Here is an 18,560-nt window from a genome sequence, read left to right as displayed (position 1 = left end):
CTGGGCAACGCAGTGCGTTGCGCTCAGTGTACCACAGCTCGCGTTCGCTGCAGAGAAAACCTCCCATTCCTTTTTACAGTCAATGGGAGGTTCAAACCAAACACTATGTTAGAAAGCCAAACTTCAAACTCAGCCTACATCTTCGTGGGTGCCGATACGCCAATGAGTGAGAGCGTAAGCTCAAGCACCGAACGCACGGCATCACAAGCAGCAAGGCGGGCACGTACAAGCTCATACTCAACCGGACGACCCTCGCTCGGAAGTACCTGACAGGCTTGATAGAAGCTATGGAAGCATGCTGCTAGCTCCTCAGAGAAGTGCGTGAGGCGGAAGGGTGCACGATCACGTGCGCTGCCCGCGATGAGCTCTTGAAGCTCAGATACCTTGCGTGAAATAGCAAGCTCAGTCGGATCGGTCAGAAGCGCATAGTTGATCTCACCGTCTCCGATTGCCTTAATTGCTACTGACTCCATGCCCATAAGCTCTGCTTGCTCGGTCGTAACACCGGCGGCACGGCGAAGAATCGAACAAATACGTGCATGGGCGTACTGCACATAATAGACCGGATTAGATTGACTCTTCTCCTTCACCGCATCGATATCAAAATCAATGGTCTGGTTGCTGGAACGAGAAACTAAGGTATACCGGGCAGCATCAGCACCAACTTCATCAATGAGCTCACGGAAGGTGATCATGGTGCCTTTACGCTTAGACATACGAACTGGCTTACCAGAGCGAAGCAGATTTACGAACTGACCCAGTGGCACCTCAAACTGCCCCGGATAGCCCAAGGCATCGCAGACGGCGCGTACGCGAGCGATATAGCCATGATGGTCTGCGCCCCAAATATCAATAACATGGTCTACACGCTGGAACTTATTCCAGTGATACGCAATATCTGAGGAGAAATACGTGTAGTTACCATCAGACTTTTGAATGACGCGATCCTTATCGTCACCAAACTCGGTTGACCTAAACCAGAGCGCCCCATCCTCGGTGCGATACAGATAGCCCATCTCATCAAGCTTGGCGTAGGCGCGCTCTACCGGCGTTGTTCCTGTCCAGTCCTTCTGATACATGGTGCGTTCGCTCATCCAAACATCAAAGTCACAACGCACATCATGGCAGGTTTCACGCATATCTTCGATCATCTTGACGTAGCCGCGCTCACGCAAAGAATGCATGCGCTCCTCTGGATCGGCAGTTACCCACACATCGCCATCGGTACGGAAAAACTCCGCTGCCTCATCGATAATATAGGTACCGCCGTAGGAGTCATGCCCCAGCTCGGCCGTGAAATCATCCATATACGGATGGCTATCAGGGTGAAGATCCTCTTCATCCTGAACAAAGTTATCGCGATCCTGAGCAAGAATATCGCGAGCCTCATCAATGCCCACGCCATGCTTCTCAATAATGTCTGCAAGCTGCATATAGCGCTTAGAGATTGAATTACCAAAGGTATTCATCTGATTGCCGTAGTCATTAATCCAGAACTCACGCTGAATATCGTAACCGGCATGCTCCATAACACGACACATGGAGTCTCCAAGAGCCGCCCAACGGCCATGTCCAACATGCATGGGGCCTACGGGATTGGCGGAGACAAACTCAATCTGAGTTTTAAGGCCGCCACCTACGTTTGAACGAGCAAAATCCAAACCAAGTGCGCGAGCCTCAGCAAGGATTGCATTGCTTGCAGCAGAGTTCAGATAAAAATTAATAAATCCCGGGCCTGCAATTTCTACCTTGGTAATCGAATCGTCAGCAGGCATATGAGCAGCAAGAGCCTCGGCAATTTTGCGCGGTGCCATGCGGGCTGATTTTGCTGATTTCATTGCGAGGGTGGACGTCCACTCTCCATGAGAAGTGTCAGCCGGTCGCTCTATGCCACAGTCCTCCACCTCAAATGCAGGTAGATCCCCAGCCTCCTGGGCGGCAGCAAGGGCAGCGCGTACCAGCTCTTCTATCTTCTCAGGCATATGTCCTCCTTCATGGTGCATCTCAACCGCAGCGCATGCTCGCGGCTACACGCTACTTTAACACATCATTTAGCACATCAACGCATGTATACTGCAGGTCTCGCGTAGGCATCATTCAGTCTCATGTAATAAACGAATATGTTTGAACCTATTTTAATTCATGCAGGATCAGAGGTTTTTGCCTATTTACCTGCAGGATTGTTCTAAAAGATGCTAAGCTAGTGACTAGCGTATGAACTAAGGAGGAAGCATGTTTAGTATCGGAGAGCACGTCATTCACCCTGGTCAGGGAGTTTGCCGCGTCATAGGGTTTAAAGAATCGCCCTCACCTATGATTATGCTTGAATCAAAGCAGGGCCATGCCAAAACACGCATGATGTATCCACTTGCCCAGTCAGATCGCCTTCGCCCTTGTATTTCTAAGGCTGAGGCAAAAGACTTGATTGAGAACTACGATGAGCTTGAGTGTGATCCTTTTACCGGACGCAATAGCTCACTTGAAGAAACTCATTTTAAGCAGGAGCTTAAGCGCGGAGCCCCAAGCACACTTCGTGTTGCAAAAACAATGCGTACACGTATTCGTGAGGCTGAGGAGCGCAATAAGAAGCCTAGTAGCTATTATTCACGGGTGCTCAAAGAGGCACATCGCCGCGCGGTAGAAGAACTTGCAGTAGCACTTAAGCTGAGTGAAGACACAGTTTCTGACCGTATCGAGGCACTCTTGGTAGAAGATGAATCGAGTCTGAATTAATCCTTTAAAGGCTTTTAGTTTCACTCCCCGTAATCGATGCTCAAGGCCTTTAAATAGCTTTGAGCTTTATGCCCCATAACCACGCCCGAGCTGCGATCTTGTACGCATCGGGCGTGTTACACTTTCAAACACCCATCATAGGCAAGCTTGGCTTGCAGCAGGTACACAGTCATGTATGAGGGAGGAACACCATGAGCCAAAAGCTTTCTGCTGGTATGACACGCGATGAGGCCTTTGAGTTGCTCTGTGAGCATAATAAAGAGGCCTTCCATATTGAGCATGGCGAAACTGTCGAGCAAACCATGCGCTATTTTGCTCGCGAGTATGATCCAGAAAACGAAGAATTCTGGGGCATTGTTGGTCTCTTGCATGACCTTGACTGGGAAGAGCATGATGATGAGCCCATGATGCACACACTCTATGCCGAACCTCTCATTCGAGATGCCGGCGGAACAGATGAGCTCGTCCGCGCCATACAAAGCCACACCAGCGACTTTAATCCGGATCTTCCCCGTCCAGAACATATTATGGAAAAGATCCTGTTTGCCACCGAAGAGCTAACGGGACTGATTGGCGCTGCAGTGGTTATGCGGCCGTCAAAAAGCGTTATGGACTTTACGGTTAAATCCCTTAAAAAGAAATTTAAGGATAAGCGTTTTGCAGCAGGAGTCTCACGCGATGTCATCCGTTCGGGAGCCGAGATGCTCGGCTGGGAACTCGATGAGCTCTTTGCCAGAACTATTGAAGCTATGCAGAGCTTTGCACCAGAGAATGAGTCAGTCTAGGCAAGTAACACTCAAGCGCACCAAAAGCCGTGAGCACCTGTCCGGCATAGTCAAATAACCATGGGCTACCGATCGGACTTACCTCTTGAGTCGCTAGCCTCCCCCTGTTCGTGCACAGGCATCTTGGTTCGCTACATCTGCTTGAGCGGTATTCTGATCATTTTGCGTACTGGAGCATTAGAGATGACCAGGTCAACATATGCATCGTCGGCAGGTTTGCGTCGCCATGCAGACACTGACTCAAGATACCTCGGTGCTGTAGCATTCACGAATGGAACATGCGTCTCATAAACCGAATTCTCTACGAGCTTAAATCCTGACTCATCTCTCATAGAAGGCTCCGCAAGCTCCCAAAGATCATAATCATACTGATAGGTACGATCCTTACGCTGACCAAGAAGCCATTGACTGAGGATATCGATAAACCCCTCAGAGTTTCCTTGATTTCTTATTGATAGATCGAGAACAATGACATCGCCAGTAGGATCCTGCGGAACTACATCAGATTCTCCTGCGTAAGCACGTACATATTCTTCAGCTGTCATCACTGAGGCATTAGTAACCTTGATGGCATAGCCATCCGTTTGCTCTTGATAATCAAAGAGAAAAGCTCCGTCGAGTTCAACCCACTCCCTCATCCCGTAGTGCTCAGCTGGTATCGATAGTTGATTTTGATTGACTACCCAAATCCGAAAAGCTATGGCTGCGACGGTGAAAGTCAGAAGAGCAGCTGCTAGCATCTTGCGTCTCATATGAATCCCCTACCTTAAGACGCGAGATACTAAATGACCCTCATGTAAAACATGGATGTCATCGGCAAGGTCTAGCATGAGCTGTTGATCATGACAAGAAAGAATGACGCATGCGCCTCGCTGTGCCTCACGACGAATTATGTTCTTGACCATGTGAATTCCTTCAGTATCAAGAGCATTAAAGGGTTCATCCAAAATAATCACGTCAGGCTCTCCCATAATGGCAGCTGCAATACCTAAACGCTGCTTCATACCCAGAGAGTACTTAGAGAAGCGTCGTCGATCTTCAGGATCAAGCCCGACACTGATAAGAAGCTCCTTTATATGAGATGGGACATGCGCCACCGCCTGTATTGATGCCAAAATATCAAGATTTTCAAATCCAGTGCGCATGGGCAAAAAGGCAGGGTTTTCTATCAATATGCCAATACTTGGTGGAAACGCAATTTGGCGTCCGAGCTCCTTACCGTCAATCATCACCTTGCCCGAGGTTGGTCGAACAAGCCCTGCAATCACACGCATCAACATTGTTTTTCCGGAACCATTGATACCTGAAAAGCCATTCACTTGAGCATCCGCAAGAGTCACCGATACGTCAGTGAGGACTTTGACTCCACCCATCTGTTTTGTCACTCCAAGCACACTGACAGTCATCTCAGTTCCCCCTATCCACAATGTCAATGAACGGCATCCGTATCGCGCCAACAACGACACACATAGCAATCACCGAACAGCCAATTACAATGCCCATAATCGGATCATGCCCAAATCCGTCTGAGGCAAGATTGCGCAAGAACATAATCTGATTGCCAAGCAAATAAGGAATATCAAAGATCAGCACGCTCAAGACAAGTATTGAAAGCGATGCAACATATGCAATGAGCGGATGCCAAATAAGTGAAATTACCAGCTGAATCAGCGCAAGAGCGACGGTATTTACAACTACACTGCAAAGGTACAAACAGATGAGATGATAGTCAGACAAAGGAGATCCGTTCCAGGTCAGTGCATAACCGAGGGAATCTGTCACTCGAAGATCGAGAGCACCCCCTGTGATGAATGCGCATATAAACGCGCAAACACCAGCAACCATCCAATACAACAAGATGCTTGCACATACCCAAAAACATTTCGAGAACCACCACGCTAAACGGCCTCCAGATGCAACCATGATCTGGCTACCAAAGCCATGAAAATCTCGATAGGGATACCAAAGAACCATATACAAAGAGAGCATAAAAATGATAAGCCATTCAACTGGAATTCTCACAGGCTCCGACTGTCCGAGAAGCTGCTCAGGAACGCCTGCAGAGAGAAAAACCAAGGCTTCACCCAGCGAAAACACAGCGGGTCGTCCGTACGCCAACAGTGTAAGCAACGCCGAACAAAAACTAAGCGTACAGACCCCAATGAGCGCCACATACCATCCGGCAATCGAACGCAGACCCTCTCTCAAATCAAGAGCAACCATACGCAAAGCTCTCATATGACATCCTTTTTCATGCCATACCAACTGAGCAATATCCCACTAATGAATAGGACGATGCACTCAAGCGCAATGACGCGACCATCTTGGTCGTAAGATTCCACCATAGCTCGCATATTTTTTGCAAAAGATAGCTGAAACCCATTGAGCGAACCAAGAGCTATGAATATGCGTTCATTTACAAAGGTAATAAATAGAAGTACTAGATAGGGTGCAGTTAAAAGAATGACACGATTATCAATAAAATATCCAAGACCAGAAACGAATAGACCCCAACACCCACACATGATAAATGGCAAAATACTATAGCCAATAACATATAGTTGAGGAAAAGTATAAAATGTCTCAGACCATAGATCACCTTCCGCTATGCCAAAATAAATCATCTCGTAAACATCAGGCTGATAGGCTGGAATAAAACAAGCCAAGAGAAGAAAATTTATAACTACCGGAATCAAAACAATAAGACCAGAAGAAATAAAGACAGCGATGCCTTTTGCGCAAGCGCAAGAAGAGCGATTCGTACGTGTATAGAGCTGAGCACTATAGCCCCAGTTGAGCTCTGCACGGCTCGACCAAGCATACGGAATAACTGATAAAAGTGGCATCAGCTGAAAAAATAGTGCTGATGACGGCTGAAGCCCATCCAAAGAAATCCACCAATGATAACAGCTATCTGGTGCTGGGGATACGTACCTATACGTCTGAAGCTCAAAGATGCCATTCTCAAAATGGTAGAGAAGATTTGAGATTGCACTTACCAGTGATATGCAAAGGCCAATTCCAACCGCAATTAAAAACCAAGGATTTCGCAGTGCTTTTGAGAGCTCAATACGTATGAGGTTCATCATGTCTGCTCACCATGTTTACCATGCGCTGTCAGGGCAAATGCATATTTTTCTTCCATGCCAGAAGGGCCAATTTTCATCAGGCTTGGAAACGTGTTGGCAAATGGTCCAGAGGCAAAATGAGCGTATGCAATAGTAAAAACTTTCTCTTCTCCCTGAGCGAGATGAAATCTGAATTCCCCTCTGTGATCTGAAGGATCAAAGGTGCCATCGAAATAGCAAATTTCACATCCATCTAAATTAAAGATACTCGCATTAAAGAGATGGTTGCCTGCATCGTCCACGAACTCTGGAACTGCATTGATGTTTTTCAGCCAGAGCTCGGCAACAAAAATGCCATTTATTGCTTGAGCTGGAAGGTTGGTAATTTCAAGACCCGTTTCTTCAGGGGTCTCAAAGAAACGAACTTCTTTTGTAAGAGCCGCTTCCACCTTTCCCTTCCAGCCAAAGTCAAGCACAAATCTATCTCCTGTAGGCAGAGTGATTGGATTTTCCTCCTCCACAGAAGAGTCGAGCGATAGCACTTCCCCAGGAACAGCAACTGTACGCTCAACGTTTCCCCAGAGATCAAAGGTCTCGGCGCGCCACTGTTGATATGCCTGAAAGCCCCAGGTAACTACCGTAGCGAGAGCACAGATCGTAACCAGAGCGATTGCTGCAATACGCTCATTTCGCCTCATATCATCATCCAGATCAGTAGTCGCCGTTAATTGCTGTATAGGTTCCCCAGCTATCCGGACTCCACTCACCTGAAATCACGCCTGTGCCATCGTTTGCCCACGCTGTTAATCTGGCATTGGTGTTTCCATACATCTCATATACATTTGAGCGAATACGCCATTTCCCCACTTGTCTTGCTCGTGCGTATCCATAGACAGTTTCGTTTTTCCAAGTCCGACCTGTCCAACCATCAACATAAAGACGGCATGACCGCATTTCAATTTTTCTTATCCTGACATAAACTGATGAGGCGTCTTCCTTAGGCCGACCGGACGTAGCCCATGTTGAGCCTGCATGGCGCAACGGAAAACTAAATGATGTATCACTAGTATTTGCACGGCTACGCTGAATAGAAGCAGGACGTGGGGCTGGATCAGCAAGCACAGTCAATGGAAAACCCATCGCACTTATTATGAATCCCGCAGCAAGCATCGAAATGAACGCTGTGTACACTCGTTTAAACTTGGTACTCATACCTACCTCCTTGACGTACAGCAGAGACATAGAAACCATGTAACATCTGGCCAGGTTATGCCACACATCAGGGATATGAAATGAGATATGTCAGCTGTCTATAGCCCTAGACCTTGCCGAATCGCCTCGATCAGCTCAAGTCGACTATGAACTCTCAATTTCTTATACGAAGAGGCTCGTGCTGTATTGATGGAGCCGCGTGAGTAATTAATCGCCTCAGAAATCTCCGGTGATGTATAGCCATGAAATATCCGGGTTGAAACCTGGGCTTCCAAATCACTCAAACCTTGTGAAATAAAGAAAGCGTGAAGCCGTTGATCGAGATTTCCAACAACTACCCGTTCAAGTTGATGAATCCTCTCTGTCGTTCTAATTGAACGCATAAGACCCACGGTAGCTATGGATCCTAATAAAAACATCACAGCTAAAAGATAAAGAAGAACAGACTGAGCAAGCAGCACGTCGCCACTATATGCCTTCAAGGCCATCGCATGAGAAAAGAAGAGGCGATCATAAACTGCATTTACCACCCATGCCAAGCCGCATGAGCCAATCGCAAATGCAATCAGCGCATAAGACAAAACTATGATAGCTTCCTGACGATCTGCCTCGCGGATAAGCATTGATAAGATAAAGATTACGGAGATGCAGCAGATAAAACACAAGATTATTGCGGGCGGAATCAAGAGTAGATGCATCAAGAGCACCCAAGCACCCAAGACGAGGAGCAGTCTCATGGCAATACGACGCACAATAAGCAAACACACCATGCATGTAGACGCAATCAAAGTAAGAGCAAACGGTAGAGAAGTGGCCCAATATGATAAGCCAGATAGCTCACGCCAAGCCTCTTCTACCATTCCACCTAAGCTCAGCCCTAAAAGCACAACGCCAACCAGCACATATCCTGATAACTTAACCTCGGTTTTGGTGCTAGAAGAAGCCGGTATACAACCAACTCTGCATTGAAAGATAAATATGTACACAACGCCAGCGCCCAGAAGTACCGGCCGCACCATAGAGATAGGTAGACCAACTCCAATAAGCCCAACAACAAGGAAAATTAAAGGGTAAATACAGCTCTTTTTAGCCGTGTGAGCACAAACAGCTTGACTGCTAGCCACATGTATCAACATGCATGCATCAAGGGCAATCAATGCAACGCGAGCAATGAATGGGAGCAACGAAAATGGCTTCAGCCAAACGGGCCGCCACCAGGCTGAGCCATCAATACTCAGCAAAACGACCACACCGCAAAGCAGCCATACTATGAGCCCTAAGTAAAGAAAACCCTGGACTCGTGACTGCTTTTCAGTAAAGCAGGAATTGCCCTTTCTTAGTAAAAATCCTCCGAGTGAACCAAGCAGCATACCTGCTGAAGTGGCAAATATCACATCTTGGCCAATGCCCCATATGCCTCCTGCGCCGGGAACGGGCAATAAGGTCGCTCCCAGCACAACCAGCAGAGCTACAAGAAGCATATGATGACGTACTGAGCAAGGATCGAGGTCGTCATCGCTAGACGTATCATACGTTTCATCAGAATCCCTCTGGTTACCGTCATCAAGCACTTTCCTTCTGAGTGCATCTGCATCGCGAACGCCTATCCGTCGATAAGCGCGCTGCAGCCTTGAGCGAACGGTTGAAGCCTTAATACCAAGCTCCTCTGCAGTTTCACTTGAACTTAAACCCGCCAACATCGCTGCGACTGCTTCAGATTCTCGAACGGTCAATTCATACGAAGCGAGAAGCTCAAAAAACTCTTTATGTCGAACCTCATCCCCATCCTGAGGCTGATCGGACTCCCTTTCTTTGGAAGTAACCAGCAGCCAAATTGCTGAGACACAGATCGCACCCACAGCAATGAATGCTACGAGCAGGCTTTCAGCATAACCAAGGCGAACACCTCTTGTTACAAGATTCCAAATGAGGCCACCAAGACCCACGGCGGTTAAAATCCACAGGACTCTCGGTCGAGCCTTTCCATCTAAATACCCACGTTTAGCTGTGCGTACGGCAAAAGCAATACTCACAGCAGCGACGACTCCCATAGCAAGAGAAAGCACACGGGAAACCGAACCATAATCTCGTGAGAAGCCAAAGATATGCATCGGATACCACAGCCCCTGTCGCAAACAAGCGATGATCAATACAGGTATAACCAGCGACGTAAAAGAGCAATCTTTTTGCTTCTGATTAACTCGACCTGAACCGCCATGCTGACTCGATACAATCACCGAGAGTCCTACAAGAAAGCCCGTGAGCGGAGATATTACGATTTGCATCTCAGCAAGAACTCTCATGCTTTGAAAAGCGGGAATAAACCAGCCGCCGTGCAGAATAAAAAGAGGAATACTCAAAAGCTGGGGACAAACATAGATTGAAAGCAGTCCTGCAGCGAGCATAGACAGAATCCGAGCTGCAGTTATTGACAGCCAATCAAGCATTCCGATTTGGTCGAGGAAATAAGAACATCCCACTGAACCCAAAAGACCGAGAGAATACAAAACATAGTCTGCTGAATACCCAGGGCCTACCGTGGGATTAAAAACAAAATATGGAGTAGCAAGTAAAATGGCCAACAGTAAGGGTGAGAGTTGCATGCTCTTCTCAAAAACGCTGGTGATATGACCCATACGATCCATAAACTACGAGCGTACCTGTCCGGTACCACGAATCTCGTACTTATACGTTGTAAGAGCTTGAGCCGCAAATGGCCCGCGTGCATGCAGCTTTTGAGTGGAAATACCTATCTCGGCACCCAGTCCAAACTCACCACCATCAGTAAAGCGAGTTGATGCATTTGCATATACAGCGCTCGCATCAATTTCCCGTAAAAACTGCTCGCAGGCGTTTTTGTCCTCAGCAATAATTGCTTCGGAGTGGCCGGTGCCATAGCGATTAATATGCAAAATGGCCTCATCAATTCCAGATACAAGCTTGGCGCTGATATCAAGTGAAAGATATTCACGACCCCAATCCGCATCGGTTGCAGGAACAACCGCATGCGCAATCCTGCCGCCTGCTGCCTCTGCAAGTGCGCAAATATCCTCATCTGCATGGACAGCAACACCTGCAGATGCCAGATCGGCAAGTGCGACAGGCACAAACGAAGGGGCGATCTCCTCATCAATTAGAAGAGATTCAGCAGCATTGCACACGCCTGTTCTCTGCGTTTTTGCATTCAAAAGGATGGCTCTCGCCTTGTCAAAATCAGCAGATGAATGCACATAAATATGGCAATTACCCGTTCCTGTTTCGATAACCGGAACAAGACTCTCGCGAACACAACGCTGAATAAGACCAGCGCCACCACGAGGGATGAGCACATCGACCAAGCCTCTCAGCTCCATAAGCGCACCTGTTGCCGCACGGTCGACGGTTTCAATGATGCTGACTGCCTCTCGCGGCAAGCCCGCCTCATACACCGCATCGGCAAGCACGTGAGCAATAGCAACGCAGGAACGCTGAGCAAGAGAGCCCCCGCGCAAGATGCATGCATTGCCCGTCCGAATGCAGATACCAGCAGCATCGGCCGTCACATTTGGCCGTGCCTCATACACCATGGCAACCAAGCCCAAAGGAACTGCAACCTTCTGAAGATCCAGCCCCTCATTGATTGTCCGATGCTCAAGAATCTGTCCTACAGGATCAGGAAGATTCGCTAAAGCCTCAAGACCTGCAGCCATGCTTTCCATGCGCTCAGGCGTCAATAGCAGTCGGTCTAAGAGGCCTTCTGAAGTTCCTTGGGCGCGCGCATCTACCATGTCTTCCGCATTGGCGTCCAAGATTTCTGCAGAGCGGTCACGCAAGGCGGCTGCCATTGCACGCACAGCGCCCTGGCGCGTTGCATTATCGGTAAATCCGAGTGAACGTGAAGCCACCTTTGCCCCACGAGCAAGCTTTTCTACATACAGAGATACATCTTGAGACATAGCTCCTCCTTAGCATTGGTTTCTTTGCTCTTATACTAACCCGGCGCAAAGATATGAAGGGTCTAGAATGGCTTTGGTAACGCGCGAGACACCCGAACGTGAGACGCTCATGCGTGAGGCGCCTGAGCGTGAAACGCTTGGGCGTAAGACACCCGAACGTGAGATGCTCATGCGTGAGCCACTCCAGCATGGGACACCCCTGCGTGAGGCACCCACACCTCATGCCACCATGTCTGTATTCCGTTTTCCTAAGCGAGCCGGTTGATCGTTAAAAAACGATCAAGTCATCTCGATGAATGGCGGGATGTTCCGCAAGTTCTGCAATGAGGCGATTCGCTGCAATCTCTTCTCGTCTGCGACCAGCTGCGAGCTCCAACACCTCGGAGCTTGCTCCAGCGATACCTCGAGCGATAATCCTGCCGGTCTGATCGCGCACATCGAGAATATCACCAGCAGAAAAGCTCCCTGAAATTTTTTGAATACCCACTGGCAACAGTGAAGAGCCACGTTGCTCTAAGGCTGCTTTCGCCCCTTCGTCTATCGTGAGAGAGCCATGAGCGCCATCGCCAAGCGCAATCCAGAGCTTTCGCGGAGCAATATCGAAGCGAGCACGAGGAGGCTCAAACCGTGTTCCTATCGCCTCTCCTGTTGCTAGGCGCTCTAAAACATGAGGCTCGGCACCTGAACAAATAACGCTCGGAATACCTGCCGTCATTAAAATACGAGCAGCTTGAACCTTCGTAATCATGCCGCCCGTACCAACTGCTCCACTTGAATCCCCCGCTCCCTCAACAATGCTGGCATCAATTCTGGTAACTACAGGAATAAACTCAGCATCGGGCACCAGTGAGGGATTGGCAGTATACAAACCATCAATATCAGAGAGAATGACGCAGAGATCTGCGGACACCAAGCAGCTTACCAAGGCGGCCAACGTGTCATTATCGCCGAAGCGAATCTCATCAACCGAAACGGTATCGTTCTCATTTACCACCGGTACCACGCCAAGCTCAACCAAGCGCGTCAAAGCATCACGGGCATGCAAATACGAGGCACGCCGAGCGGTATCGTGACGTGTAATGAGCACAAGTGACGAGATTAACCCACTGGACTGAAAACCCTCGTCCCAGGCTGCCGATAACACGCACTGTCCAACTGATGCGCAGGCCTGAAGGCTTGGCATGTCCGTTGGACGGGTATGAAAACCAAGGAGCGGAGCGCCGGATGCAATAGCGCCAGAGCTTACCACCACGAGATTCCAGCCAAGCTCGCGAAGACGCGCTGCCTGACGCGCCAGATCAGCAATAAACTCACTCCTGATCTGCCCATCAGAGTCCACAAGGGTTGAAGAGCCGATTTTAACAACCATCGTTTTTGGGCACACAGGCATGCATCTATCCTCTCTGAGCAGCCAACTCATAAGGATATAAGACAGCATCTCCCTCTGAGCTGTCCGCCCATTATATACGCTTATCGACGCTCAGCTCGCCGGTAAGAGATCAACCAAGCTGCCACACACACGGCACCCGCCAGAAGCAGTACTCGAATCAGGCTACTCGCATGATCAGCTGTCCGAGGAAGCCGAGTACCGTTCTTCTGAGCTGCGCTGGTTTGCCTGTGCTGTTCTCCATGGTTGGACGTGCCGGTGGTGGTATGCTCGCCTTGCCCTCCTGGATTCGAGGCTCCCGGCTTTTGATCCTCATCTGTTGTTGTGTCAGAAGAAGAGCTCGAGCCTGGATCCTTTTCCGTATCCGATATCTCCCCCTCATCTGATGTATTCGAATCGATTTCAGAGCCACTATTGGGGTCAATCGGCTTTTTTGGACCTGCATAGATGAAATAGAAAGCTGCTGGAAGCGAATATGCTCCCTGTCCATCTTCTACCACCAAGCGAACATGATAGGCGTGGTTGCGCTCAAGATCAGACAACGTTGCCTCAGGCACCCTCACGCGAGCTCGCTCTTTCCCATTCACATACAACCGATAGCTCAATGCTTCGGCTGACCGCGCACTCCCTGCTCTCCACGTTACCCGAACCGTACCTTCATCCTCTGTAGGCTCAATAGCAATGCCGGTTGGTGGAACAACCTGTGCTTCTTGCATCTCTTGCAAGGTAGTCGCAGTTGTTTCAAGTGAGCGCTCAGATACACCATCTACTCGATTGCACGCGAACACACTGATTGCATAGTGCGTATCAGGCGCAAGATCAACAAATCGTGCAAAAGGCTCAGCAACCTTCATCTCTTTTGTAGGCTGGCCTTCTGCTGATGCGCAAACGATATACGCAGACGCCCCGGGCACCGCATCCCAACGTACAGCAAACGCATGAGGCTCTATGGCAGCAACACGAAGAGCAGCATCTGGAGCAAACTCTGGAACAGGTACGGGTTGAGGCTCGAGCTCATCTGTTGTAGACGTGAGCGCCGACAGCGCTTGAGCTACGTCTTGCTCGGTGGAGCGATCGTCATTCATCGTACGGGCTGCCTGCTTATATGCTTGCTCAAAACGAGCCCAGCTCGAGGGTGAATATTCATCAGCATACAAAGCCGCACCAGCCTCAATGCCTTCCTGTAACTGAGACTTATCGACTATAGTGCTTGGAGCGAGGATTTCAAAATAATCAATATTCGCCTTCTGGCGGCCTGCCCGCTCAGCCACCGTGAGCGTCAACACATGATCAGTGTTCTCAAGCCCCGTCTTTTCAAAGATGAGCGACTGCGGATCACCCGTGGACGATCCCGCAAGACTTGCCTGGCCAAAGCTCTGCCCATCAATATCAACATCAAAGGCTGAGAAATTCTCGTGCTTTTGTGCAAAAACGCGCACACCTGTGCCATGAAAACTCAGGCGCACCCGCTTACCTACACCAGTTACTTCCGTCTTTGAGCCGCCAAAATGCTTCGATGCCTCTCCAAAATATGGCGACCAGCCAGCATCCCAGGTCAGGCCATCACGATTGAGCGCTCCGTTTTTTGTATCATCAACGGGACGCGCTACCTCACCTGGTTGAGAAACAGTAATGTCACAGCTCCCAGAAACTCCTGATCCATCGGTTGCGTGCGCATACACACGCAAAACTCCTGATTGGCCACGCACACTTAAAAGACCGGTATTGATAATACTTCCCTGTGCTGTGCCAGACAGAGTCTTAACCGACCATGCGAGTGCTTGTTTTGAAGCATGTTCCGGAGTAATGACGGCTTGCATCGAAAGATTGGAATCAGGCTTTGCAACGGTAGTTATACCATGTGCTGTACTCAGGGATATGTTGGATATTGGCACCGCATCACGATCAAGAATACGAAAAGCATCCAGCTCGACCTTGGCACTACTCCCCTGCTTTTTCTCTCCTGTTGCACGCACAACGATGCGGTGGACGCCGCGCTGTAAATCCGTTTGAGAAAACACCGTCTTTTGACGCTCAGAAGAGGCTGCATAGGTATCAACCGTCTCAGCAACCTTGTTATCAATTGTGATCTCGAGCGTGCCGCGATCAGAATTTCTCGCAGTTATAAGCTCAATACCGGTACCGTAAAACAGCAGTGACGCGGTCTCGGATCCTGTTGGCTGATTGAGATACTTAATGGTTCCGCCACTATTGCCATCAGATGCCACATTCCAATTACCCCAGGCTCCGGTATAGATCACCCGTGGGTCTTGATCATCAATGATGCCTGTCATGGCTCTCAGATCTTGAACAGCGATAGGCTCAGTTGGTTCACTTTCCCGCCCAGTGGAGCGAGCACTCACACGATATGTAAGCGCTCCTAAAGCATCAAAGGCTTCAAGATCGGTATACGAAGGCTCAACAAGCTCTGTTGCAATGGGCACCCAGCTACCCTCGCCCACCCGGCGAGAAACCGTATATACCGCCCCTGGTTTTGCAACTGCTTCCCAGCTCAGATCTACCCGATTATCAGTGCTTTTGAGAGCCATGCCACCGCTTGGTACCGGAGCTTGATCTATGGCCGGTATCATGCTCAAGCAATAGGTTTCTCCAGCAACGGTATCAAACGCAATTCGATCTTGTGAGATGGCTCTTATCTCCACCGGCTCGGCTGAGGCATTGGTCACAACAGCCAAGGCGGCGTTTGGTACCTGCACGACCAGCTCACCGCCTGAGCGCGGCAGGAATTTCGCCTCGGTGAGCGCACCGGCACTCCAATCCATATCAACTACCACATTGCCCCGAGCAACAAGGCCAGAAACGGAACCCGTCTGCCACGCCTTAGGAAGAGCAGGCAACAGATCGATGTAACCATTGCTGCTCTGCAACAGCATCTCTGCAATACCTGACGTTGCACCGAAGTTTCCATCAATTTGGAACGGAGGATGCGTATCCCAAAGATTCGCGTAGATACCGCTCTGCAAGAGATCTCCAATGAGCTTATGAGCGCGCTTACCATCGTGCAAATGTGCCCAAGTATTAATGCGCTGGCCCATACCCCAGCCAGTAGAGCTATCGGTTCGTAAGTTCATGGACTTTTTTGCAGCTTCAAACCATGCAGGCGTATCAGATGAGATCAGAGTTCCCGGAAAGAGCCCAAGCATGTGAGAAAGGTGGCGGTGCCCGAAGCCTTGGCTATCCGGAATTGGCTTGCCAGATGCATCCTTATTGTATGCATCCTCGATATACCACTCTTTTATCTGACCATCCGAACCAATCTCAATGGGAGTGCGCAGATGATCAAACTTATCCTGCCAGTCCGCCATAACAGACGCATCTTCTCCAAGCAGCTTGCCAGCCTCCAGAGCATCATGCAGCAACTGCCACGCAAGCGTTTGTTCATACGTATTGCCTGCAGTACGAGGGCCGTGCTCAGGCGAGTACGACGGCACAATGGAATAGGTTCCATCGACACCCTTTACCAAGAGCCTGCTGTATAACAACGCCTGTTCACGCAAGGCAGGATAGATATCTGTTTTTAACTGCTCAATATCGCCGCTATAGCGCCACGCATCATAGGTGTTCTGCAAAATCCACGGCACCGCCGCCGGAGACCAACCCCAACTAAACTGCCAACCAGGGCACGTCCAGCCAAATGGAGTATTTTGCGTATGCGCCATAAAGCCTCTACCAGCCTCATCTCCCTCAGGAGTGGCAATACCTGCATACACTGACGCAGTTACTCGGCCAGGCTTTCGCAAGGAGTCCACATACGAAATAAGCGGACGGGCGCATTCAGCAAGGTTCGTGGAGTACACCGGCCAATAATTCATCTGAAGATTGACATTCATATGGTAGTCAGATGCCCAGATCGGATTCACATTATCATTCCAGACTCCCTGTAAGTTGCTGGGAAGCTGGGAATCTTCGCGCGAGGATCCTAAGGTGAGATAGCGGCCATATTGAAAGAGCATGACCTCAAGCTGTCGGCGCTCAGCATCGCTTGCAGTGCCTTCGTTATACGCGCGCAAAAACTCATCGGTCGGACGCTTAGAGACTGCGCCAAAAGAACCAAGGTCAAGTGCTACGCGCCCCATAAGCGCCGTATGATCAGCAATATGAGCGGCTCGCAACTCTTGGTAGTTGGCGGGATTTGCACCTGCAGCCGCAGCGTTGACTCGCTCGGCAAGTGCCTCCGGTGTCTCCCCGGTTCGATACGTTGGATATTCATTTTTGTAATCAGTTGCTGCTACAAGCGTAAAGGTCAGCTCACGCGCGCCAGAAATAATAAGTTTATCCCCTGCCGCTTGAACCGAACCACTCCCTGCCGTATCAATCGTCAAGATTGAGTCATAGCGAAGCTGATTGTCGCTCACTTCTCCGGCCAGCCGAAGCGTATTCCCTTCGGCATACGTGGTGCCTCCTTGCTTTGAAGGAAAGCTTATTTCTAGGTTGAGATTGCCAGCCCTTTTTGACTCAAGGTGGCCTACCAACGCCTTTGCCGGATGGCTCATAAAGAACTCACGGGTATAGGCTGTGTCTGCCGACTCAAACGAAACATGTGCGATGCCCTCAGAAAGATTGAGGTCACGCATAAATCCTTGGACATGTGCTGGATCAAGGTCGATATGCTTGATATAGATGTCTCCCCAGGGCTGAAAGGATCCATACCCATCGCGTGAACCCACCAGCTCATCACAGAGAGCCGATGCCTCAGCAGTTTTGCCTGCAGCAAATAAGGCCTGAATCCGCTTGAGCGTATCTCCATGCTTGCCCTTTGCATCCAAGTTACCGCCCTGATAATGAGGGCGCTTCTTGCTCGGCCCTCCCGTCCAAAGCGTTTTCTCGTTAAAAGTCAGATGCTCAGTTCCAATTTCACCATAGATATTGGCACCCATATCTCCATTGCCAATCGGCAAGGTGCGCTTCTCCCACGTACGCCTGTCCTGCTCATCTTCACCACGAAACGCAGAGGATGGCTCGTCGTACCAAAGGCGCAAGGGATTGGCAGGTGCTTTGGCAGCAAGCTGCTCGGGCTGAGATTCCACCTCATGCTCAGAGAGGCTGATGGCAGGCTCGCTGGCTCTGCTCGCAAATGAACGCGCAAAGGCGGGTGTGGGACATGCGAGTACAAAAGCCACGAGCAATGCCATGAAGGTATGCAGCAAGCGCGCTACGTGCCCTGAATGAAGAAGCGGTGCGTGCTGCGTAAGACATGCTGCCTGGGTAAGGTTCGTGCGCGCGCTCATACATCTGGCTTGGAGCGAGTGCCCACATAACCGCACGCGTTTTGCTTGAAATCTTTCAGCACTCGCCAAAACACTGCCTGACGAGATTTCAGAATGCTTTTGCTGCATGATTCCTCCGCGCTCAAACTGGGGCGTACGCATGAGAAAAATCCTATCAGCAGCGATATGAGCCGATTGTTAACGTAATCATT

14 protein-coding genes are annotated in these 18,560 nt (G+C 49.6%); 3 read left to right on the top strand and 11 right to left on the bottom strand.

Going from position 1 to position 18,560, the window contains the following annotated elements:
• Positions 1 to 134: 134 nt before the first annotated feature.
• The gene (gene argS, locus K6V98_RS05980; RefSeq protein ID WP_222199625.1) at positions 135 to 1,982 is read right to left on the bottom strand and encodes an arginine--tRNA ligase; all 1,848 of its coding nucleotides are present in this window, start codon (positions 1,980 to 1,982) and stop codon (positions 135 to 137) included.
• Between the two features lie 250 nt (positions 1,983 to 2,232).
• On the opposite strand from argS, the gene K6V98_RS05975 reads away from it, so the two are divergent.
• Both K6V98_RS05975 and K6V98_RS05970 read left to right on the top strand, forming a co-directional pair.
• On the top strand, positions 2,233 to 2,733 hold the full coding sequence (locus K6V98_RS05975) for a CarD family transcriptional regulator (RefSeq protein ID WP_222199624.1): 501 nt from the start codon (positions 2,233 to 2,235) through the stop codon (positions 2,731 to 2,733).
• A 191-nt stretch (positions 2,734 to 2,924) separates the two neighbouring features.
• Positions 2,925 to 3,518, top strand: a complete 594-nt coding sequence (locus K6V98_RS05970; protein WP_222199623.1) for an HD family phosphohydrolase — start codon at positions 2,925 to 2,927, stop codon at positions 3,516 to 3,518.
• A 131-nt stretch (positions 3,519 to 3,649) separates the two neighbouring features.
• Here K6V98_RS05970 and K6V98_RS05965 read toward each other — a convergent pair whose 3' ends face one another.
• From K6V98_RS05965 to K6V98_RS05930, 8 genes are all read right to left on the bottom strand, one after another.
• Entirely contained in the window at positions 3,650 to 4,270 is a 621-nt protein-coding gene (locus K6V98_RS05965; RefSeq protein WP_222199622.1) for a DUF5028 domain-containing protein, read from the bottom strand.
• 9 nt (positions 4,271 to 4,279) lie between these two features.
• On the bottom strand, positions 4,280 to 4,924 hold the full coding sequence (locus K6V98_RS05960) for an ATP-binding cassette domain-containing protein (protein ID WP_222199621.1): 645 nt from the start codon (positions 4,922 to 4,924) through the stop codon (positions 4,280 to 4,282).
• Between the two features lies 1 nt (position 4,925).
• Positions 4,926 to 5,756, bottom strand: a complete 831-nt coding sequence (locus K6V98_RS05955) for a hypothetical protein (protein ID WP_222199620.1) — start codon at positions 5,754 to 5,756, stop codon at positions 4,926 to 4,928.
• A complete protein-coding gene (locus K6V98_RS05950) occupies positions 5,753 to 6,607 on the bottom strand; it encodes a hypothetical protein (RefSeq protein WP_222199619.1) in 855 nt (284 codons plus the stop codon). The genes K6V98_RS05955 and K6V98_RS05950 overlap by 4 nt, the downstream gene beginning before the upstream one ends.
• Positions 6,604 to 7,284, bottom strand: a complete 681-nt coding sequence (locus K6V98_RS05945; protein ID WP_222199618.1) for a hypothetical protein — start codon at positions 7,282 to 7,284, stop codon at positions 6,604 to 6,606. Before K6V98_RS05945 ends, K6V98_RS05950 begins: the two co-directional genes overlap by 4 nt.
• A gap of 13 nt (positions 7,285 to 7,297) precedes the next feature.
• Positions 7,298 to 7,798 (bottom strand): DUF2712 domain-containing protein, encoded by a 501-nt coding sequence (locus K6V98_RS05940; protein ID WP_222199617.1) that lies wholly within the window; start codon positions 7,796 to 7,798, stop codon positions 7,298 to 7,300.
• Positions 7,799 to 7,896: 98 nt separating this feature from the next.
• Complete coding sequence (locus tag K6V98_RS05935; RefSeq protein ID WP_222199616.1) at positions 7,897 to 10,434, bottom strand: helix-turn-helix transcriptional regulator; 2,538 nt, start codon at positions 10,432 to 10,434, stop codon at positions 7,897 to 7,899.
• A 12-nt stretch (positions 10,435 to 10,446) separates the two neighbouring features.
• Positions 10,447 to 11,733, bottom strand: coding sequence for a glutamate-5-semialdehyde dehydrogenase (locus tag K6V98_RS05930; RefSeq protein ID WP_222199615.1), 1,287 nt, complete (start codon positions 11,731 to 11,733; stop codon positions 10,447 to 10,449).
• Positions 11,734 to 11,800: 67 nt separating this feature from the next.
• On the opposite strand from K6V98_RS05930, the gene K6V98_RS05925 reads away from it, so the two are divergent.
• A complete protein-coding gene (locus K6V98_RS05925; RefSeq protein WP_222199614.1) occupies positions 11,801 to 11,998 on the top strand; it encodes a hypothetical protein in 198 nt (65 codons plus the stop codon).
• Between the two features lie 3 nt (positions 11,999 to 12,001).
• Here the strand turns inward: K6V98_RS05925 and proB are convergent, their stop codons facing one another.
• Positions 12,002 to 13,123: a glutamate 5-kinase gene (proB, locus tag K6V98_RS05920; RefSeq protein ID WP_222199613.1), complete on the bottom strand. Its 1,122-nt coding sequence runs from the start codon at positions 13,121 to 13,123 to the stop codon at positions 12,002 to 12,004.
• Between the two features lie 80 nt (positions 13,124 to 13,203).
• Positions 13,204 to 18,261, bottom strand: a complete 5,058-nt coding sequence (locus K6V98_RS05915) for a glycosyl hydrolase family 95 catalytic domain-containing protein (protein ID WP_222199612.1) — start codon at positions 18,259 to 18,261, stop codon at positions 13,204 to 13,206.
• Positions 18,262 to 18,560: the final 299 nt, after the last annotated feature.

The sequence above is a fragment of the Collinsella ureilytica genome, from assembly GCF_019795105.1.
In the GTDB taxonomy this organism is placed as follows: Bacteria; Actinomycetota; Coriobacteriia; order Coriobacteriales; family Coriobacteriaceae; genus Collinsella; species Collinsella ureilytica.
This window is presented reverse-complemented; position numbering and strand designations above follow the sequence as displayed.

What these genes read in the sequence shown, in the direction of transcription:
- argS (WP_222199625.1), bottom strand. Translation starts at nt 1,982, where the DNA reads ATGCCTGAGAAGATAGAAGAGCTGGTACGCGCTGCCCTTGCTGCCGCC.
- K6V98_RS05975 (WP_222199624.1), top strand. Translation starts at nt 2,233, where the DNA reads ATGTTTAGTATCGGAGAGCACGTCATTCACCCTGGTCAGGGAGTTTGC.
- K6V98_RS05970 (WP_222199623.1), top strand. Translation starts at nt 2,925, where the DNA reads ATGAGCCAAAAGCTTTCTGCTGGTATGACACGCGATGAGGCCTTTGAG.
- K6V98_RS05965 (WP_222199622.1), bottom strand. Translation starts at nt 4,270, where the DNA reads ATGAGACGCAAGATGCTAGCAGCTGCTCTTCTGACTTTCACCGTCGCA.
- K6V98_RS05960 (WP_222199621.1), bottom strand. Translation starts at nt 4,924, where the DNA reads ATGACTGTCAGTGTGCTTGGAGTGACAAAACAGATGGGTGGAGTCAAA.
- K6V98_RS05955 (WP_222199620.1), bottom strand. Translation starts at nt 5,756, where the DNA reads ATGAGAGCTTTGCGTATGGTTGCTCTTGATTTGAGAGAGGGTCTGCGT.
- K6V98_RS05950 (WP_222199619.1), bottom strand. Translation starts at nt 6,607, where the DNA reads ATGATGAACCTCATACGTATTGAGCTCTCAAAAGCACTGCGAAATCCT.
- K6V98_RS05945 (WP_222199618.1), bottom strand. Translation starts at nt 7,284, where the DNA reads ATGAGGCGAAATGAGCGTATTGCAGCAATCGCTCTGGTTACGATCTGT.
- K6V98_RS05940 (WP_222199617.1), bottom strand. Translation starts at nt 7,798, where the DNA reads ATGAGTACCAAGTTTAAACGAGTGTACACAGCGTTCATTTCGATGCTT.
- K6V98_RS05935 (WP_222199616.1), bottom strand. Translation starts at nt 10,434, where the DNA reads ATGGGTCATATCACCAGCGTTTTTGAGAAGAGCATGCAACTCTCACCC.
- K6V98_RS05930 (WP_222199615.1), bottom strand. Translation starts at nt 11,733, where the DNA reads ATGTCTCAAGATGTATCTCTGTATGTAGAAAAGCTTGCTCGTGGGGCA.
- K6V98_RS05925 (WP_222199614.1), top strand. Translation starts at nt 11,801, where the DNA reads ATGGCTTTGGTAACGCGCGAGACACCCGAACGTGAGACGCTCATGCGT.
- proB (WP_222199613.1), bottom strand. Translation starts at nt 13,123, where the DNA reads ATGCCTGTGTGCCCAAAAACGATGGTTGTTAAAATCGGCTCTTCAACC.